22 protein-coding genes are annotated in these 18,790 nt (G+C 63.3%); 4 read left to right on the top strand and 18 right to left on the bottom strand.

What is annotated here, in order from left to right; genetic code table 11:
- The first annotated feature begins 36 nt into the window (after positions 1–36).
- Genes AC5XE7_RS14630 through AC5XE7_RS14620 form a run of 3 tightly spaced genes read left to right on the top strand, consistent with a single transcriptional unit; the run spans position 37 to position 3,112 of the window.
- Positions 37–660, top strand: coding sequence for a putative pterin-binding protein (locus tag AC5XE7_RS14630; protein WP_239800554.1), 624 nt, complete (start codon positions 37–39; stop codon positions 658–660).
- The gene (locus tag AC5XE7_RS14625; protein ID WP_495366667.1) at positions 657–2,468 is read left to right on the top strand and encodes a sensor histidine kinase; all 1,812 of its coding nucleotides are present in this window, start codon (positions 657–659) and stop codon (positions 2,466–2,468) included. Before AC5XE7_RS14630 ends, AC5XE7_RS14625 begins: the two co-directional genes overlap by 4 nt.
- Positions 2,465–3,112, top strand: coding sequence for a response regulator transcription factor (locus AC5XE7_RS14620; protein WP_239800552.1), 648 nt, complete (start codon positions 2,465–2,467; stop codon positions 3,110–3,112). Before AC5XE7_RS14625 ends, AC5XE7_RS14620 begins: the two co-directional genes overlap by 4 nt.
- A gap of 283 nt (positions 3,113–3,395) precedes the next feature.
- Here AC5XE7_RS14620 and AC5XE7_RS14615 read toward each other — a convergent pair whose 3' ends face one another.
- Both AC5XE7_RS14615 and AC5XE7_RS14610 read right to left on the bottom strand, forming a co-directional pair.
- Complete coding sequence (locus AC5XE7_RS14615) at positions 3,396–5,333, bottom strand: heavy metal translocating P-type ATPase (RefSeq protein ID WP_495366690.1); 1,938 nt, start codon at positions 5,331–5,333, stop codon at positions 3,396–3,398.
- Between the two features lie 227 nt (positions 5,334–5,560).
- Positions 5,561–5,959, bottom strand: coding sequence for a cupin domain-containing protein (locus tag AC5XE7_RS14610; protein WP_035029077.1), 399 nt, complete (start codon positions 5,957–5,959; stop codon positions 5,561–5,563).
- Positions 5,960–6,174: 215 nt separating this feature from the next.
- On the opposite strand from AC5XE7_RS14610, the gene AC5XE7_RS14605 reads away from it, so the two are divergent.
- Positions 6,175–6,825, top strand: a complete 651-nt coding sequence (locus AC5XE7_RS14605) for a DUF924 family protein (RefSeq protein WP_367944472.1) — start codon at positions 6,175–6,177, stop codon at positions 6,823–6,825.
- 349 nt (positions 6,826–7,174) lie between these two features.
- Here AC5XE7_RS14605 and arsH read toward each other — a convergent pair whose 3' ends face one another.
- From arsH to AC5XE7_RS14525, 16 genes are all read right to left on the bottom strand, one after another.
- On the bottom strand, positions 7,175–7,906 hold the full coding sequence (gene arsH / locus AC5XE7_RS14600; protein ID WP_495366668.1) for an arsenical resistance protein ArsH: 732 nt from the start codon (positions 7,904–7,906) through the stop codon (positions 7,175–7,177).
- A complete protein-coding gene (arsB, locus tag AC5XE7_RS14595; RefSeq protein WP_495366669.1) occupies positions 7,899–9,011 on the bottom strand; it encodes an ACR3 family arsenite efflux transporter in 1,113 nt (370 codons plus the stop codon). The genes arsH and arsB overlap by 8 nt, the downstream gene beginning before the upstream one ends.
- Positions 9,008–9,445: an arsenate reductase (glutaredoxin) gene (gene arsC / locus AC5XE7_RS14590; RefSeq protein WP_495366670.1), complete on the bottom strand. Its 438-nt coding sequence runs from the start codon at positions 9,443–9,445 to the stop codon at positions 9,008–9,010. Before arsC ends, arsB begins: the two co-directional genes overlap by 4 nt.
- On the bottom strand, positions 9,442–9,783 hold the full coding sequence (locus AC5XE7_RS14585) for an ArsR/SmtB family transcription factor (protein ID WP_121987332.1): 342 nt from the start codon (positions 9,781–9,783) through the stop codon (positions 9,442–9,444). The genes arsC and AC5XE7_RS14585 overlap by 4 nt, the downstream gene beginning before the upstream one ends.
- Before the next feature lie 115 nt (positions 9,784–9,898).
- On the bottom strand, positions 9,899–11,125 hold the full coding sequence (gene chrA, locus AC5XE7_RS14580) for a chromate efflux transporter (protein WP_121987333.1): 1,227 nt from the start codon (positions 11,123–11,125) through the stop codon (positions 9,899–9,901).
- The gene (locus tag AC5XE7_RS14575) at positions 11,094–11,408 is read right to left on the bottom strand and encodes a PadR family transcriptional regulator (protein WP_121987334.1); all 315 of its coding nucleotides are present in this window, start codon (positions 11,406–11,408) and stop codon (positions 11,094–11,096) included. The genes chrA and AC5XE7_RS14575 overlap by 32 nt, the downstream gene beginning before the upstream one ends.
- A 538-nt stretch (positions 11,409–11,946) precedes the next feature.
- The gene (locus tag AC5XE7_RS14570) at positions 11,947–12,204 is read right to left on the bottom strand and encodes a hypothetical protein (protein WP_495366671.1); all 258 of its coding nucleotides are present in this window, start codon (positions 12,202–12,204) and stop codon (positions 11,947–11,949) included.
- Positions 12,201–12,875: a YcbK family protein gene (locus AC5XE7_RS14565; protein WP_495366672.1), complete on the bottom strand. Its 675-nt coding sequence runs from the start codon at positions 12,873–12,875 to the stop codon at positions 12,201–12,203. The genes AC5XE7_RS14570 and AC5XE7_RS14565 overlap by 4 nt, the downstream gene beginning before the upstream one ends.
- A gap of 73 nt (positions 12,876–12,948) precedes the next feature.
- Complete coding sequence (locus AC5XE7_RS14560) at positions 12,949–13,236, bottom strand: DUF6127 family protein (protein WP_035029101.1); 288 nt, start codon at positions 13,234–13,236, stop codon at positions 12,949–12,951.
- 42 nt (positions 13,237–13,278) lie between these two features.
- Entirely contained in the window at positions 13,279–13,626 is a 348-nt protein-coding gene (locus AC5XE7_RS14555) for a phage head closure protein (protein ID WP_495366673.1), read from the bottom strand.
- A complete protein-coding gene (locus AC5XE7_RS14550) occupies positions 13,626–14,195 on the bottom strand; it encodes a head-tail connector protein (protein WP_495366674.1) in 570 nt (189 codons plus the stop codon). The genes AC5XE7_RS14555 and AC5XE7_RS14550 overlap by 1 nt, the downstream gene beginning before the upstream one ends.
- Positions 14,196–14,270: 75 nt before the next feature.
- Positions 14,271–14,657 carry a hypothetical protein gene (locus AC5XE7_RS14545; protein ID WP_495366675.1) on the bottom strand — a complete coding sequence of 129 codons (387 nt, stop codon included), beginning with the start codon at positions 14,655–14,657 and terminating at the stop codon, positions 14,271–14,273.
- A 64-nt stretch (positions 14,658–14,721) separates the two neighbouring features.
- Positions 14,722–15,996, bottom strand: a complete 1,275-nt coding sequence (locus AC5XE7_RS14540; RefSeq protein ID WP_495366676.1) for a phage major capsid protein — start codon at positions 15,994–15,996, stop codon at positions 14,722–14,724.
- Positions 15,997–16,007: 11 nt separating this feature from the next.
- Complete coding sequence (locus AC5XE7_RS14535) at positions 16,008–16,859, bottom strand: head maturation protease, ClpP-related (RefSeq protein ID WP_495366677.1); 852 nt, start codon at positions 16,857–16,859, stop codon at positions 16,008–16,010.
- A complete protein-coding gene (locus AC5XE7_RS14530) occupies positions 16,856–18,154 on the bottom strand; it encodes a phage portal protein (protein ID WP_495366678.1) in 1,299 nt (432 codons plus the stop codon). The genes AC5XE7_RS14535 and AC5XE7_RS14530 overlap by 4 nt, the downstream gene beginning before the upstream one ends.
- 27 nt (positions 18,155–18,181) lie before the next feature.
- The gene (locus AC5XE7_RS14525; protein ID WP_495366679.1) at positions 18,182–18,697 is read right to left on the bottom strand and encodes a terminase TerL endonuclease subunit; all 516 of its coding nucleotides are present in this window, start codon (positions 18,695–18,697) and stop codon (positions 18,182–18,184) included.
- Between the last annotated feature and the right edge of the window lie 93 nt (positions 18,698–18,790).

Below are 18,790 nucleotides of genomic sequence, written 5' to 3'. Positions count from 1 at the left end.
GCAAACCCAATATGCCCCGTTCATTTGGATAGGGACATGCCGGCAAGCCTGGGTATAATTGGCCCCAGCTATCCGAGCTGCAGAACGGATGGAATAAACTGGCAGAAAAAATACACGGAAAAGCCTGGGAGGCGGCGCGTCAATTTGCGAAGATTTTTCTTTTCTATCCTGGCGGCCACGTTGTTTCACTTTTCCTCTGACGTCCATGGACGTGACATGGAAAAAATCCCGCCGCCAATGTCTCCCCCAATACTTGAGGTTCGGGGTGCCATTTCCAGGATCAATACGCAAGGAGCGGCGTATTTCGACATGGAGATGCTGAGGGCGTTGCCTGTCGCCCGGCTGGAAACAGCGACAGCCGTCACAGATGGTGTGCGTCGCTTTAGCGGATTTCTGATGAGAGACCTTCTGGCGCATATCGGTGCCCGGGGCACAACCGTGACGGCGAGAGCCCTGAACGATTACGCAATTGACATTGCGATCGAGGAATTCGACCGGTTTGATGTCCTCGTAGCCTATGAAATGGATGGCGAACCGTTGTTGCCGAGTGACAAGGGGCCGTTGTGGATAATCTATCCGCGTGACCAGCATGCGGAGTTGCAGGATATCCGCTTCGACTATCGCTGGGTCTGGCAATTGCGATGGCTGGATATTCAATGAGCCGTCAGGCGCGTGCATTGCTTGGCGTCGCCCTGCCGGTTTCGGCCATCGTCATCTTCGTTGCCCTGCTGGCGTTTTCGCTGATGCGTCTTTCCGACCTTGAGCGGGATATGCGCATCGAGGCCACTCAGAATATGCTGTGGGTGATCTCCAGGGCGCATATTTCAAGCCTCCAGTTGGGCGAGGCCGCCGCAGGCAGCGTTGCCGGTGAGGTTGATCACGCGCAGCTGGAATTGCGTTACAACGTATTTCTCAGCCGGCTTGCCTTGCTTGATGATGGCCCGCAGCGGCGGCGGATGGAAGCGCTGGGTGCCGCCGCCGCGCTTGGTACCCTGCGGGGAAGCCTGCCCGAACTTGGCTCGCTGTTGATGAGCGGTAGACCAGAGGTAGTACCCCGCATCAGGGCTCTGCTTGCTCCTTACAATGCCGCCCTCACGCAGGCGGCCAACAAGGCAATGGTGGCCGAATGGGACGATCTTGGCGCTACGCTGGACGCCACACGCAAGCAGTTATGGCAGATCATCATCTCCATGATCGGCATATCGCTGGCGGGCACCGTGCTTTGCATCCATTTTCTGCTGGCGATCCGCGATGCAAGGCAACGGTCCCGTCTGCTCAACCAGGAAAAGGCGTTCTCCGAACTTTTGATCGGCTCCAGCGGTGAAGGCATCATCGCTGTGGATATGGATCGGCGCTGCACGGTCTGGAACGAGGCTGCCGAACGGTTGTTTGGGGTTAACGCTGACGTGGCTACAGGCGCGATGTTGAGCGACGTCTCAGGCTTTTTCGAGGTCGTCAGGATTGAGCAGGCGATCAGCGATGCCCTTCAGGGACAGGCTGTTGCACTGCTGGACCAACCGTTCTTCCCATCCCACCAGTGCGAGCCGCTTTATGTCGACTTGCGCTGCTTCTCTCTGCGTGACGGCGAACGCATCATCGGCACGATCCTGTTGGCGTCTGATGTGACGCAACGCAGGGCGGCGCAACGGGAGATTGCCGATCATCGCGATCATCTGGAGAAATTGGTTCAGGCCCGTACGCAGGAGCTTGACGCGGCCCTGACCCGGGAGCGGGCTACAGCGGATCTTTATCGGAACTTCGGCACCATGATCTCGCACCAGTTCCGCACGCCGCTCGCCCTTGTCGATTCCGCGCTTCAGCGCCTGATGCGCCGGCGTGACCGGCTGACTCCGGAAGAAATCCTGGAACGGGGCGAGGAAGCCCGCAGCGCTGTCGCGCGTCTGGTCAGGTTGGTGGAAAGCACCCTCGACGCCGCACGCCTCGATGCCGGCCAGATCGAAGTCCGCAGTCAGCTTTGCGATCTCGGTGACCTCGTAGCAGAGATCTGCTCCCGGTCGACAGAAAACACTGGCTCGGGGCGGATCACTGTCACGCTTCCAGACGGCGCTTCTCCCATTGCCTATTGTGATCCCGTGCATGCGGAACACATCCTCACCAATCTGCTGTCCAATGCCGTCAAATACTCACCGGCAAAGACACCGATAAGCATTACCCTCACCGACAGCGGCACGCAGATCGAATGCGTAGTAGCCAACACTGGACCTCAGGAGGGGTCATTCGAACGGGAGGCGCTGTTCGAACGCTATTATCGCGGCAGCAATACGGAAGGCCGTCCCGGTATCGGAGTCGGCCTCTATATGGCCAGAGCGCTTGCCCGCTTGCAGGGCGGTGATGTGCAATTGCAAAATTCGGAGCCTGGCATGGTTCGAATGGCGATGCTGCTGCCCAGTAGTGCCTCCGGTTCCGGCTCCGTTACAGCCATGGCCCTACGAAAGGAACCGGCATGACATTCGCGCCGTCTCCGAACCGGAAGCGCTTTGTGATCCTTTGCATCGAGGATGAAGCGCAACTGAGGCGTGACATCAGGGATGAACTGGTCGAGGCAGGCTATGATGTGGTAGAAGCCGACAATGGCAAGCATGCGCTCGGCAAGCTGGCGCGTGTCTGCCCCGATCTGGTTCTTTGCGACATCTCCATGCCCGAACTTAACGGCTATGGCGTGCTTAAGGCCCTGCATGAAAGGGGGCCGGACTATGCCGAAATTCCGTTCGTGTTCCTCTCTGCCCTTGCGGATCCAAGGCATATTGTGGATGGTAAGCGGCTTGGTGCCGATGATTATCTTGTCAAACCAATCGATTATGACCTGTTGCTGGCGACCATCGAAGCGCGTTTGCGCCAGATCGAACGTATCCGTTCGGCACGCCCACCGGAGACGACGGGTCCAGATTTTTCAACGCTGGCGCAGTCATACGGCCTCACGCCCGCAGAAATACGGATAACCCAAGCGCTTACACAAGGCAGGAAGCTGATGCAGATCGCGGCTGACCTTGGTGTATCCCGGTCCACCGTTGCCTTCCATATGCGCAATATATTCCAGAAGACTGATACCGGCAGGCAGGCGGAACTGGTTGCTCTATTGCTCAAGAAATAACAGCGCCTGCGAGGCTTTCGTATATGGAGGTCGTCATGTGACCACCGAGCCGGTGTTTTCTCCGCCGTTTCTTTTACTGCCGCTACTTCCCAAGTGAGAGGTGCCGAGACAAAAGTATAACCACACTCGATAGGAGGTCTCGACTTTGCTATCGACCGATGAAGGCAGGCAACTGCCATTCAGAGCCTCATGCACAACGTCGTTTGCGAAAAACCATCAATCGGAGGGGATGGGCCTGACGTCCAACCTTCTCTGGGCCGGAAACGAGTTGAAGTCGTTGTCTTCAACCCGCGCGCCGCGGGATTTTTCTGCGATAGGCATGACGTTGGACGGGGGCGCTGATGCTGTCGACCGTCACCACCTGATCTGGTGACGCTGACTTGTTTTCGTTGCGGCGGATGGGGTCCCGCAGCAGACGCAGCCCGTTGAGCACCACCAGAACCGTTCCGCCCTCGTGACCGATCACTGCGAGCGGCAGAGGCAGCTCGAAGAACAGCGCGCCCGTCACCAGAATGACCATGGCACCCATGGCGAAGGCGAGGTTCTGCCGAATGATCCGCGCCGTGCGCCGCGCCAGTCGATGCGCCTCCGCGAGCCGTCCCATGTCTTCCGACAGAAGCGCCACATCGGCTGCCTGGAGCGCGACGTCGGAGCCCGCAGCACCCATGGCGATCCCGACATCGGCGCGGGCCAGCGCGGCGGCGTCATTTACCCCGTCGCCGACGAAGGCGACCTTGCCTCTTGCAGCCAACTCCCCCGCCATCCTGACTTTGTCCTCCGGCAGCATGTCGGCATGGATTTCCTCGGGCTTCAATCCGAGCTCTTCGCCAATCCGCAACGCAACCGGACGGCGATCGCCGGTCATCATGATGATTGCGGTGACCCCACCTTCCCGCAATGCGGCAAGCGCCGCCGCAGAGGTCGGGCGGGCCTGATCCGCGATGGTAACAGCTCCCATCACCTGCTGATCCCGCCCGAAATAGATGACCGTCTCGGTGTCCGCAGCCAACGCCTTCAGCATCGAGTGATCGATGGAAGCGTCCATTTGCCTGGCGAGGCGCGGATTGCCTGCCCATACCTGCCTCCCGCCGTCGTCGCCGACGATGCCGGCACTCGGCCGGGTGATCACGTTAAGTACCTTGGCCGGTTCAACACCGCGGCTGACGGCTTCCTGCCGGATGGCTGCCGCGCTGTGATGTTCCGAGTGGGCCTCAAGTCCAGCCAGCAGCGAGAGGAAGCGTCGCTCATTGCCGTCGAGCGCCACCACCTTCGTGATCGAGGCCCTGCCGGTCGTCAGCGTTCCCGTCTTGTCGAAGGCGAAGGTTTCGACCGCCGCCAGCGTCTCGAGCGCGGCGCCGCCCTTGAACAATACACCTCCGCGCGCGGCAGCCGACAGGGCGGAGAGGATCGCGGCAGGGACGGAGATCACGATTGCACAGGGGCTCGCCGCTACCAGCAGGGTCGCTGATCGGTAGAGCGCCTCCTCCCAGTCGCGCCCCAGCCAGTAGAACGCGGCGAAGGCCAGGACGGCTCCGACCATGACCGCGACCGTGTAGCGTTGCCCGAACCAGGCACTGAAGCGCTCCGACGGAGCCTTGGCCGCCTGCGCCTCGGTCACGAGTGCGATCATGCGGGCGACGGTGCTTTCCTCGATCGTCTTCGTTACGGCCATCTCGAGCACGCCGTCGAGGTTGACCGTCGCCTCGAAGACCGGGGCGCCGGGTTGTTTGGCGACGGGCATGGACTCGCCGGTGATATGGGCTTCATCGAGAGAGCCCCGGCCGCTGACGATCACCCCGTCCGCCGGAACCCGCGCGCCAGGCCGCAGCACCACGACGTCATCCACCTGAAGATCGGCAGCAGGGACTTCCGAGACTGACTCGTCCGGCGCCTTGCGAAGTGCCGTCTCCGGCCGAAGCTCCATCAACGCCTCGATGGCCCGGCGCGCGCGGCCGAGCGCCCGTTCCTCCAGCGTCGTGGAGATGCTGAAGAGCGTCAGCAGGACGGCGCCCTCGAAAGGCGCCCCGACGGCCGCAGCCGCGACCGCTGCAACGACCATCAAGAGGTCGATGTCGAGGATCCGCTCCTCCCACAAGGTGGCGGCCGCCCGCCAAGCGGCTGGCAGTCCGCCCGCTAGATAAACGAGCAACAGACCTGCGAGGGAAAAGTACGCGGCGGCGGCACCCTGCAGCGGCCAAAGAGCGAGTATGGCCAGAAGCATCCCAGCGACGGTCAGGACCGTCAAAACGAACGAACGATCGATCTCGAATGCTTTTCCCACTTCATCTCCTAATCGCGGCGCAGGCTCTCATGCCGAAACTATGCTTCCGGGCGCAACAACGCGCGCCGCCCGCCGTAGCGACGAGATCATGAACGTTCGACGATGGTCGCCGCTGGCTCCTGTCAGTGAGACTGGTGCCGGTTTCCGACAGAGTCGGCAAAGCCGAGCTATTCTTCGGTCGTCTTTCCGTCGAAGTGCTCGTGGGCAGCGTCGGCTTCGCCTTTGGTCGAATGGACGACGCCATCGACATGTTCGGGAGGACTGTAGATCGTGTAAAGCCTGAGGGGCTCGTCGCCCGTATTCCTGACATTGTGTCGCGCGCCCGCCGGTACGATCATCGCCATGTCCGACTTTATCTTGTGTGCGGCGCCATCGATCAGGATCTCGCCTTGCCCCTTCTCGACACGGAAGAACTGGTCGCCACCGTCATGCACCTCTTCGCCAATCTCTTCGCCGGGCTGTAGCGCCATCAGGACCAACTGCATGTTCCTCGCCGTATAGAGGACCCGCCGATAGTCGGCGTTCTCCTCGGTCAACTTTTCGATGTCATCGACAAATCCGCGCATGGTGTGCTCCTTGTATTTTGGCAGGCCTCTTTAACCATAGGTCCATCACGTGTGGATGACCAGTCCGCGTGCTGCTGCGACACCAGCTGGCCTGAATTTGCCTCCACATTGGCCTCGTATAAACCTGTTGGCCAAATGGAGTGTTTCGTTTTGGACCTGTTGACATGGATGGGCGTTAGTCTCGATGTTCAGTCCCTCGGCGCACACGTTTTGCGATGAAGAACACGAACAAACGCAATGAATGGCAGGTCGTACTCGAATTCTGGTTCCCTGAGGGGAACTCGTTCGACATAGATGCGGACGTCCATCGCAGCCATTGGTCTTGGCGGATGCGGGGCGGCGCGGACGACGAAATCACGGCCCGCTTCGCGGAACTCACAGTTGAAGGAGCCGCGGGAAATCTTGACCACTGGGCCTCCGATCCCGAAGGCAGGCTCGCGCTCATCATCGTGCTCGATCAGTTCTCGCGATCGGTCTGGCGAGGCAATGCCCACGCTTTCGCGCAGGACAAGGCGGCGCTGGCGCTGGCAATGAACGGATTGTTGAATGGCCACTACGCCGCGCTATCAACGCCATGGTTCAAGGTCGTTCATGGTCTGCCACTCGGCCACTGCGAAGGGCCAGACCATCTCCAGCGCCTGGACCTTCTCATCGGACTTCGCGAGGAGATCGCCGCAGAAGCCCCCACGCACCTGCAGCCGATTTACCGTTCGCTCGTGAAGCAGGCCCTGGACGTGAAGCAAGTGATCGCGGCGTTCGGCCGTCATCCCCATCGCAATCAGGTTCTTGGCCGCCGCTCGTCGCGGGCGGAAGTTGCATATCTGAAGGAAGGCGATTTCCCTCATGAGCGGGCGTTTCAAGGGTGATGCTTGGCCCCCGGCCCAGAGGAGACCTGCGGCGCGTCACACGTTGCGCTTTATCCGCCCCGTTCAGGGGCACGGTTTCTCCATCGAGAAAGTACTGGTCCTCATGGCGCTCTGGCGTGACGGGGCGCGGTCGGTGATGGCGTACGCGTCCGGGGGTAGCCCGAGTTCCTCGACTGACCACGCGCGCTGCGTCGATCAACGCAATGTAGCGCTTCTTCGTAGTTGTTGGTCGGGAGCGACCCGCTGCGCCTCTTGCGATGATGTCGACAAGCGCCTCGTCTCAGTGAGTGCGATGCTGCGATATTAATGGCCCCGCTCCGCGCAAGCACCTCAGCGGCAGAGGAAAATGCTAGATCGAGCGTTGGTTGACGCGCTTGGACAGCTGCTCAGCGCTTTCCACCCGCTCCGAGTAGCGGTCGGTTAGATAGGCCGAACGGCCGCGCGTGAGATGGGTGAACTTCACGAGTTCCTCCATGACGTCGACGATGCGATTGTAGTACGGCGACGGCCGCATGCGGCCGCCCTCATCAAATTCGCCCCACGCCTTCGCCACCGAGGACTGGTTTGGGATCGTCACCATGCGCATCCAGCGGCCGAGGATGCGCATCTGGTTGATGGCGTTGAAGCTCTGCGAGCCGCCGGAGACCTGCATGACCGCGAGCGTCTTGCCTTGCGTCGGCCGCACGCCGCCGAGCGACAGCGGCAGCCAGTCGATCTGCGCCTTCATGACGCCGGTCATCGCGCCGTGCCGCTCGGGCGAGCACCAGACCATGCCCTCCGACCAAGTGGCGAGCTCACGCAGCTCCCTGACCTTCGGGTGGTCGGGGTCTTCCGCGTCCGGCAGCGGCAAGCCGGACGGGTTGAAGGCGCGGGTCTCGGCGCCGAACCAGCGCAGCAGGCGCGCCGCCTCCTCCGAGGCAAAGCGCGAGTAGGAGCGCGTCCGGAGCGATCCATAGAGCATCAGGATGCGGGGCGGGTGCGCCGGCGCGCCGGGCCCGGCGAGCGCAGCCACGTCGATCGGCCGGAGCGATGCTGGGTCGATGTTCGGCAGGTCTTCGATCGGGACGGGATGGTCAGCCATGCCGCGCGCCTCCGTCATCCGCGGGAAAATGGTGACAAGTCCGATTGGCGAAGGCGACAAGTGACAGCATGACCGGAACCTCGACGAGAACACCGACCACGGTCGCGAGCGCAGCGCCGGATTGCAGTCCGAAGAGGCTGATCGCGACGGCCACCGCGAGCTCGAAGAAGTTGGACGTACCGATCAGCGCGCAGGGCGCGGCGACGTTGAAGGGCACGCGCCACGCCCAGGCCGCAGCATAGGCCAGCGCAAAGATGCCGTAGGACTGGATCAGGAGCGGCAGCGCGATCAGCGCGATCAGCAGCGGCTGCTCCAGGATGATCTGCCCCTGAAACCCGAATAGAAGCACGACCGTCGCCAGCAGGCCGAGCACCGAGAAGGGCTTGACCGCCGCCGTGAAGCGCGCGACCGCCGCCTCGGCGTCCGCCCCCCGTCGGCCCCGCGCGAGCCACTGGCGCGTGGCGGCGCCGGCAGCGAGCGGGATCAGAATGTAGAGCCCGACCGAGAGGATGAGCGTCTCCCAGGGCACGACGATATCGGTGACGCCGAGGAGCAGCGCCACGATGGGCGCGAAGGCAAAGATCATGATGACGTCGTTCACCGAGACCTGCACCAGCGTGTAGGTGGCGTCGCCCCGAGTGAGCTGCGACCAGACGAACACCATCGCAGTGCAGGGTGCCGCGCCCAGCAGGATCAGACCGGCAATGTACTGCTGCGCATCGGCCGGTGCGATCAGGTCCGCGAACAGGACCTCGAAGAACAGGACGGCGAGCCCTGCCATGGTGAAGGGCTTGATCAGCCAGTTCACCACGATCGTCAGCACGAGCCCTTTCGGCCGATCGCCGATGTGGCGCAGGCTCGCGAAGTCGACCGCCACCATCATCGGATAGACCATCGCCCAGATCAGGACGGCAACGACCAGGTTGACGGACGCGATCTCGAGCGCGGCGAGCGTCTCGAACAGGCCCGGCAGCACGTTGCCGAGCAGCAGCCCGGCGCCGATGCAGAGCGCCACCCAGACAGAGAGCCACTTTTCGAAGAAGCCGATGCCGGCAGGCGCCGCTGCGATGGCCTCGGCCGTGGGCGCGTAGGTGTCGTTGCTCATCGGGCGGGGCTCTCGTTTACGCGGCGCCCGTCGGCGTCCACCACGAGCTCGCCGTCCTCCTTGCGGAACTCCCCGCGCTGCGGGTTCGGCAGGATGTCGAGCACCGCCTCGGAGGGGCGGCAGAGCCGTGTTCCGAGCGGCGTCTCGACGATGGGGCGGTTGATGAGGATGGAATGCTCCAGCATCAGGTCGATCAGCTCGTCGTCGGAGAACTTGGGGGCATCGAGCTTGAGCTCGTCGTAGGGCGTGCCCTTCCGGCGCAGGAGGTCGCGCACGGGGATCCCCATCGCGGCGATCAGCGCCACGAGCCGCTCGCGGCTCGGGGGCGTCTTCAGATACTCGATAACCTCCGGCTCCTCGCCGGAGTTGCGGATCAGCGCCAGCACGTTGCGCGACGTGCCGCAGTTCGGGTTGTGATAGATCGTGGTGGTCATGCGGTCTCTTTCCGGGCGGCGTGCGTCGAGGGGGCGATCCCGCATGCTGCCGGATCGCCGGCGCAACAGTGGCGGGTCAGATAGTCGATGAGGCCTGTCATGGTGGCGAAGTCCGCTGAGTAGATCAGCGAGCGTCCTTCGCGCTGGACCGTCACCAGCCCGGCGTGCTTCAGTTCCTTGAGGTGGAACGAGAGCGTGGCCGAAGGGAGATCCAGCGCCTCGCCGATCCGCCCCACTGCACGCCCTTCCGGACCGGCCTCCACCAGCAGGCGGAAGATGTCGAGACGCGTCTCCTGCGAGAGCGCGGCAAGCGCAGCGAGTGTGGCCTGTTTTTCCATCTCTCCACAATAGTGGAGATGTAGAGCGAGATCAATCCCGCCTGCGGCCGCCCCGCGGTGTCAGCTCGGCGCACGGCTGATCCTGCAGCGCTGAGGCGCGGACCGATGCCGGTGATCAGAGGAGAGCGAGCGCAATCCCGCCTGTCGCGATCAGCACCACCACTACCCACGGCGGCGCCTTCCACACGGTCAGCAGCACGAACCCCACCAGAGCAAGCGCGAAGTCCTGCGGGCTGAAGATCGCGCTCGTCCAGACGGGATCATAGAGAGCCGCGCCGAGGATGCCGACGACGGCGGCGTTTGCGCCGCGCATGGCCGCCTGCGCCAGCGGCCGCGTCCGAAAGGCGTCCCAGAAGGGAAGCGTGCCGATCAGCAGTAGGAACCCGGGCAGGAAGATCGCGATGAGGCCGATGGCCGCGCCGGCAAGGCCGTTCGGCTCCGGCACCATGACCGCGCCCAGATAGGTGCCGAAGGTGAAGAGCGGCCCCGGAACGGCCTGCGCCGCGCCATATCCGGCCAGGAACGCGTCCTCGCCGACCCAGCCGGGCCGGACCACCTCCGCCTCGAGCAGCGGCAGGACGACATGACCGCCGCCGAACACCAGCGAGCCCGCCCGATAGAAAGCGTCGAAGAGCGCCAGCCCCTGCGATCCCGCCGCTGTCGACAGGACCGGCAGAAGAAACAGCAGCAGGAAGAACAGTCCGAGCGCAGCGGCTCCCACCGTCCTGGAGACCGCGAAGGTCAGATGCCCCGTCGTCGGAGCGGCGCCGCCCCGGCAGAGCCAGAGACCGGCAAGACCGCCGACGACGATGGCCACGATTTGTCCGACCGATCCGGCGGCGAAGACCACGATCAGCACCGCCGCAAGGGCGATGCTGGCCCTCCCGCGATCGGGCGCGAGCGTTCGGGCCATGCCCCAGACAGCCTGCGCGACAACCGCCACGGCGACGATCTTGAGCCCGTGCAGGAGGCCCGCTCCGATCGGCCCGTCGAAGGCGGATGCACCGAACGCGAAGAGCACGAGCAGCAGAGCGGACGGCAGCGTGAACGCCGCCCACGCCGCGGCTGCCCCGAGCGGACCGCCGCGAAGCAGGCCCAGCGCGAAGCCGACCTGGCTCGAGGCCGGCCCGGGCAGAAACTGGCAGAGCGCGACGAGGTCGGCATAACCCGCCTCGTCGATCCACTTGCGTCGTGTGACGAGCTCGTCGCGGAAATAGCCGAGATGCGCGATCGGGCCGCCGAACGAGGTGAGCCCGAGCTTCAGAAAAGCTCGGAACACCTCGCCCGCCGAGCCCTGCGGGCCGGCACGCTCAGGCGCCGTCGCTTCCCGGAACGACCTCACGAAATAGCTCCCGGATCTTGTCGTGCGCGAGGTTCAGCGCCTCGGTCCCGTAGGGCGTCGCCCTGTAGATGCGCCGATGCGAGCGGCCCGCCCGTTCGGTGCGGGATTCGAGATACCCCTTGCGCTCCATCGCGTGGAGCATCGGGTAGAGCGTGCCCGGGCTGACGCGGTAGCCATGCCGAGCCAGTTCCTCGATCATCCACTGTCCGTACAGGTCGCCCTCGGCGGCATGGTGCAGGACGTGGAGCCGAATGAATCCGGAGAGGAGCTCCTGATGTTCCATCTGCTGAAGTCCTCAAAGCCGGCCCCATTATCGAATCTCGATTTCGGGAACCGATGGTATAGTGGATTGTTCGCCGTGCAACCTGCCCGGGGAGGGTCCGGCGGGTGATGTCGACGTAGTGATAGGAGGGCGACACGGTCAGCGAAGCAGATCGCGATCCGCGCCACCACACCTAGAAAATGCAGACGCGCCTGCAGGAGACGATGGATCACCTGGCGAGGACTTCGAGAAGGTGGACGAACCTCAGCTGAAGGCAATGTTCGAGACAGCCGCCGAGGTGCTGGGCGGACTGAAGAAGGCGTTCAGCGATTACGAGCGGAAGAACGACAGTGCTTGGCGCGGCTGAGCTCGAGGTCTGAAGCAGGAATGGCCTTAGGGTGAGGCGCACTTCCGAGACTGCTCACGCATGACAGCATAGTCGCTCATCATCTCGGCGACCGCCGAGGGGTCCGGTAGCAGCATAAGCTCATCAGCCGCACGCGCTTGGAGATTGCGACTGTATTCCACTACCGGCGGACACGCCGCAATGCGTTCTGGTTCAGAACCGCCCGTCGCGCAGGCGGTCAGCGAGGTCGTCGCGATCACGAGGACGGCGAGCCGCAGCCTCCAACATCCGACGCTGAACGTCATGGGTTCTCTCCACAGTTTCGAGGCGCTCGGCGACGCGTCCGGCGCGCTCACCGGAGCGTCGGAGCGAGAGCAGGAAAAGGAGCACGGCGAGCGACATGGTGCCGTAGCGCAGGGCGGTCCGCGCCCACGGGCTGGCGGCAATTCCGGTGAGGAGAGCGGTGATCATCGCTGGCTCCGCTTCCAATCGTCGATCCGGACGTAGATCGTGACCGCGATGCCACCGAGTGCCACGACGATGAACACCCAGCGGAGCGTATCGAGATACGGCACCAGCGGCACGATCGCGGTCTGGGTCTCGGACAGGACGTTCTGCGCCACCTCGACCCCGGCCGCGCCCAGCGTGGCGACACCGGCCGCTCCACCACCCTTCATAGTGCGGCTGTCAGCCAGCACCTCGCGCGCGGGCGGCGTCTCGGCAGCAAATGCCGTCGCCCGGACCGGGAACCGCTCGCCCCACTGCCGTGCGGGCCCGAGATCGACATGGATGAACCCCGAGCGCCGGTAGAAGCCGAAGCCAAGGAACCCGACCTCCCGCGCCGCTGCCTCGAAGGTCACCGGGTCGTGGTTCGCCATGGCGATGTCGAAGGCAGCGCCGTCGAGATGCTTCGACCGGGTCGCGCCGCCGACGGCGCGGTTGTGCTCGGGGCTGCGGTAGGCCGAACGGACGATCAGGGGCTTGCCGAGCCGGTCGCGCAACGCCTGTAGCTTGTCGAGCGCGGGCTTGTTGATCAGCAGCTTGCCGGTGCCGCGGCAGGCGATCTCGGCGGGAGAGAAGTTCGGCCAGCGCCAGGTGTTCTCAGGCACGTCGCGCCAGTGTTTGTAGGTCATGATCGACATCGCAGGTCTCCAGGCATAAAAAGCCCGCTCCTCTGCGAGGGCAGGCGATGGTCTGATGGGACGGGTGGATGGGTTAAGGCGTCGGTCCGAAGAGCTTCAGCTTGATGGCGAAGCCGGCCATCAGCGCGATCAGGATGCCGGTGGTGAGGATGCGGACTGTCGTCTGCACGGCAGTGCGCCTGGCCAGCCTGAATCCGGCCAGCAGCGAGCGCAGGTCGCGGATATCTTCTGCGGCATCCTTGCCCTCAAGCCCGACTTCTTGCAGGGCGCGGCGAGCGCCGGTTTCGGAAGCGCGAACCAGGAGCGCTTCAAGCTCAGTCTCGGACACACGGAAGTGATCGCCGGCTTTGGATGGTGTCATGGCGGTCTCCCCGAGACTCTGGTTCCGGCTTGCCCTTGGCGCTCAGGTCGCCACCCCCGATTCGCACAGCATGGTGATGAATCGGCCGCGCCGCTCCATGTCGGCGGACGTGCGGATATTGTAGACGGTGCCGGAGCGTGTCTCGATCAGCCGCCATGCGGCGGTGATGGTGGCGGTTTCGGCATCGTGGCGCACGATGATCAGCGCCGGCTGAACGCTTTGCAGACGCGCGGCAATGACGGTCTCGCCGCCCTTGGAGAGCAGGATGCAGGCATTGCGCTCGAACTGGGTGACCCATTGACCGACAACCCCGCCATAGCCGTCATCGATTTCCTCGCGCTTTTCCAGGCTGACATGGTCGCGCAGGTCGTTGCCGGTGATCCTGGCCATCAGAGCGGACTTTTTCGGTAGGGTGCGATCAGCGCATGAACGGTGCGCTCGATGGCGATGTCGATCTCGGTGTCAGCACCATCGAACAGGCGCTGGACGATCAGCAGGATGGCCTGGCGGATGGGTTCAGGCACGTCGGCCGCCACACCATAGCCTGCGGTGAAGGTGACGGAGACTGCGTCAGTGCGACGGAAGGTAACCGGCCAGGATTGCCCCGGTCGCAGGGTGACATGGGCACCGCGCGCCTCGGCAAACAGATCGTAGAAGCCGGGATCCAGCGTCTGCTGCACATTGTCGGCGTCGAAGTAGCTGACGCCGACGACCGCGATCACCGGCGAGACCGGCAGCGGCAAGCGATCGGCAAAGCCGGCAAAATCCTGCCGCCAGGTCTGTGTGATCAGCGCCTGGCCGAGAATGCCGGCATAACCATCGAGATATGCCGTCGCCGCCTTGATCTGGGCGGTGATCAGATCGTCCTGATCATCATGATCAACACGCAGATGGGCCTTGGCCTCGCTGAGCGACACCGGCATGTTGGCCGGGGCGGCGGTGCGAACGGGTGCGAGCACGTTTTGCGATCCATTATAATAAAGAGAAGCGACCAGCCGTTCGGGCGACCTATGGGCTGATCGCTTCGAACGATGTCAGGTGACCGGCGCGTCGTGGGGATGGCCGAGCGCAAAGACCGCACCGGCGGCAATCGACGTGCCGGAGGTTTTGGTGATGACGGCGCGGATATAGCGCTTCGTGCCCTTGTAGCCCTGTTTGTAGACCGTGCTGGCCTCGAGCGCTGCCGGCAGGACCCCAAGCAGATCGCCGACCGCCACATCGGTAAAATCGCCATCCGTGGTCGTGCTGCTCTCTTGCATGGCGATAGCGTAGAGGCCATCGCCGGCAATCGCGCCGGTGTTGATGATCAGCGTGGCCGCGTTGAAGCCTTGCAGATCGGCATGGCTGCCCTTGGTGGTGGCCGTGACCACGGCGGGAACCAGAGATGCAACGAGGCCGAGGCCGGAGATACCGTCCTTCATGGGAGAAGTCCTTTTAAAGATGGATGAGAGGAAAGCTGGCGGCCGAAGCCGCCCGCCAGTTCGATCAGGTGCTGATCTTGAGAAGCTTGAGGGCTTCGAAGTTGACCACGCCGCCGCCGACGCGCTTGGTCGTGTAGAACAAGACGTTCGGCTTGGAGGTGAACGGATCGCGCAGCACCCGGATGCCGATACGGTCGACGATCAAATAGGAGCGGCTGAAGTCACCGAAGGCGATGGGAAACTTGCTGGCCTCGACCGCCGGCATGTTGTCGTCGGTGTAGACCGGCTTGCCGAGGATGGTAGCGACTTCGGCAGCGCCTGAAGGTGGCGCCCAGATATAGGCACCCTCCGCATCCTTGAACTTGCGAACCGTGTTCATGGTCGCATCCGACATCAGCCACGACGCCCCGTTCCGGTAACCGGACTTGAGCGCATAGTAGAGATCGATCAGGCAATCGGCCGGGCTGACCGAAGCGGTCGCGGCGAGGAAGCCATCCGCTTTGCCCGAGGCAATGAAGCCGATCTTTCCCCACGCATGGGAAGCATTGGCCACCGTGTCATAGGCGAGAATGCCGCGCGGCTTGTTGATGCCATCGCCATTGGCAAAAGCTGCCCCTTCCTGCTCGGCGAACTCGATCGACACTTCATCGGCCAGCCAGGCCGCCAGATCGATGCGGGCATCGTCGAGCGATGTCTGCGTGGCGCCGGGCATGGCGTAGATCTCGCCGGTATTGATGGCGATCTCGCGCAAGGTCGGGGTGGCCGTACCAGGACGATCCTGTTCCTCGCCGACCCATCCGGACGTTGCGCCACCCATATTGACCAGCTTCTTGTAGCTATTGGTCGAGATCGAGATGGTGCGGGCCAGCGAACGGATCGTAGACACCGTGCCGAGAACACGGTCGATCCCGGCCTCGGTTTCTTCCGGCACCAGATAGCCGCCATCGGGGTCGGATTGCGTCGTCAGCTTGGCCTTGACCTCCAGATCACGCAGGCCGGCATCGACGCCGCGACGGAAGAAGCGGTCGAAGGCTTGCGCGTGTTCGCGCTTGTCCGGGTCTTCCACTCCGCCAACACCGCCGACCTTCACCGCTGCCAGCATGGCGTTGGTCTCGTCGAGGGCCTTTTGCAGGGTGGTGATTTCGGCGTTGATGCGGTCGACCTTTTCGGTCTGGACGACATCGGCCATGCCGGCCCTGATGTCGGCCAGCTCCTTGTCACGCTCGAGTTTGAAGTCCTCAAAAGTCTTCTGCAGTTCGGCGAGGATCTTTGTGGTGCTGCCGGAATCAGCGCGAACGGCAAGGATCCCGCGCGCACGTGGGGTGAATTCGATACCCATGACGGGATCTCCTATGATCTGATGGTGTCGATCAGCCGCTGGATGGCGGCTGCATGGGAGCCAGCGTCGTGCATGGCGGTTTCGGCAGCGTCGTGCATGCCGGCAATCTGGTTGAACATCTTGCGCCGCTCCGTGCGCGAGATACCCTGTTGCGCCAAGGCGGCATCGATGCGGCGCTTGGCGCGGATTTCAGGGCGGATCGGCGCGGACGCATTGGTCTCTGTGTGGATTTCGGCATCGTCGACGACATCGGCAAAGCCGTATTCGACAGCCTGTGCTGGTGCCATGAAGGTTTCCGCATCCATCAGCTGTTCGATATCGGCGCGCTTCATGCCGGTGCGGGCCTGGTAGATGTCGGCAATAGCCGCATCGAACTGGTCGAACAGTTCGGCGGCCTCGCGCATGTCATGGCGGTTGCCGATCACCATGCCCCACGCATTGTGCACCATCATGAAGGAGCCGAGCCCCATGCGGATGTCGTCACCGGCCATGGCGATGATCGAGGCAGCCGATGCCGCCCAGCCCAGCACCTCGACCGTGACTTTCGCCGGATGGGCGCGCAGCAGATTGTAGATCGCGATCCCCTCGAACATGTCGCCGCCCGGCGAGTTGATGCGCACGGTGATGTCCTTGTTCCCGATCGAGCGCAGTGCGGCCGAGATGCGGTTGGCCGTGACGCCGCTTCCGGTCCAAAAATCCTCGCCGATGACGTCGAATATCGAGATGGTGGTGTCTCCATCTGCACCGGGCACCGCGGCCAGCGGGTGCTCGGCCCATTTCGTCAGCACGTCGGAGGGTGCGTCCCACTGGTAATTGCACGGACGCGCAAAGACCTGCGCCTCGGGCAGTTTGCGAAGGCTCATGTGTCAGTGTCCTCTTCGAGCGACGACCTGTCGTGGTCGCTGTCGTCGGTGATCGGCGTTCCCGCCGTGTTGGGCGGCGGATAAAAGACATCGCCCCCATCGCGCGGGTTCTGGTCTTCGAGCGCGCGGATTTCGTTCGGGCTGTAGACGCCCCATTGCAGGCCTTTGACGTAAGCCTCCCAGCGCGCCTTGATGTCGCCCTTGACGAGCGCCGCCCGGTTGAAGCGGGCATAGAGATTGTCGTCGCGCGTTCCCTCTGGGCCGATCAGGTCGCGGTTGATCGCCTCTTCCCACATGGTCAGGTGGTCTTCGAGCGTATAGGCGACAAAGCCGATCGACTGCTGCTCGATGCCGGTGCCCCAGCTGGTGGATTTTTCCGTGTCGCCGATCATGTGCGGCGGCACCCCGAAGAACATGGCGATGTCGGTGCGGCTGAACCTTCTGGCCTCCAGCCATTGCGCATCCTCGGCCGTCATGGCGATGCGGGCATAGTCCATGCCCTCTTCGAGGATCAGGTTCTTTCCCTCCTGCTCGCCACCGGAGCGGAATTCCTCGAGCCCGGCCTTGAGATTGGCGACGGCCTCCGGCCCGAGCTTGTTGGGATGCTTCAGCACCCCGCTGACACGGGCGCCATTGCGGAAGGTGGCAGCGCCGTGATCTTCCATGGCCAGCGACAGACCGATGGTCTCGCGGGCATAAGTGATCGGCGAAACACCATGGACGCCATCCAGCGTCAGGCCCACGAGATGGAACACTTCGTCCTGATGGAGCCGGATGCGCCGTCCGTCCTGGCGGGTGTAGATGTATTCCAGCCCCAGGTTGTCAGCCTGCTTTACTTCGACCCGATCCGGATGCAGCGGGATTAGTTCCTGAACCTGACCGCGTGAGCGCACGATCATCGCATAGGCATTGCCACGCAAGAGCAGATGCGCCTGCAGCATGCGGCGGAACTGCGATGGCGTCTGCCAGCGATTGGGTTTTCTCCGCAGCACGGTCCAGATCGGCGTGTCGGAGGCGTCCTGCCGGGTACGCTCATCCACCCGGCACTTGATGTGTAAAGGCAATGTTGCCACCGCACCGGAGATAATGCGCACGCAGGCATAGACAGCCGCCACCCGCATGGCGCTGTTCGGCGTCACCGTGGTTCCCGATGCCGTCACCGCTCCGGAGCGGAGCGCCTCTTCCAACTGCTGGCTCGTTGCAATGACCAAGCCGGCGCCAGCATCCTGGAACGACGCACGCGGGGATGCAGCCGGCGGTTTTGCCCCGCCGAACCAGTTCGACCAGAATGCCATTTTTTCCCGTTTCTTTCGCGCCTGCGCCTACAGCATCAGGATGCCGCGGGACTCATAAACCGAGCGGCCAGCATTGACGTCGCGAGCCAAGGCCCGACCAAGCGCGTTGCAGATGGCGACAATGCCGTCGATGCGTTCGGTCGAGCGTTCCTTGTCCGGCTTGATGTTGCCAGCCGGATCGTGGCGCACGGCAACGTTGGAGGCGTTCCACCTAAGTACCGGATGGCCACCGTGCCAAAGCGCGCGCGATACTGACAGCCGCTCCAGTTCGGCCGTCGGGGCGGCCATGCTCAAAAACCCTTGCCCGAACTGGACCAGGCTCAGCCCTTCGTCCTGTAGATGCTGGACGATTTCACCGGCAAAAGTGCGGTCGTAGGAGAGCTCGCGCAGATCGTAACGGCCGGCAAGATCGAGGATTTCCTTTTCGACGAAGGCGAAGTCGGTGGCGTTGCCGGGCGTCGCGGTCAGAAATCCCTGATCACGCCAGACATCATAGTGTTGATTTCCGCTGAGAGCTGACCCGGGATTGAGGGATTTTTCCATTGAGAAGTGACCCATGTTTGAACCCACCCCTGCTGGTTGATTGCAGGGGACTTTGGAGTGATAGACATGGCGTTACTGAGCGTTATCCGACGC

The organism is Aquamicrobium sp. YD-1-mutant5, assembly GCF_059509755.1.
The sequence above is the reverse complement of the archived record's forward strand: the minus strand, read 5'-3'. Positions and strand labels throughout refer to the sequence as shown.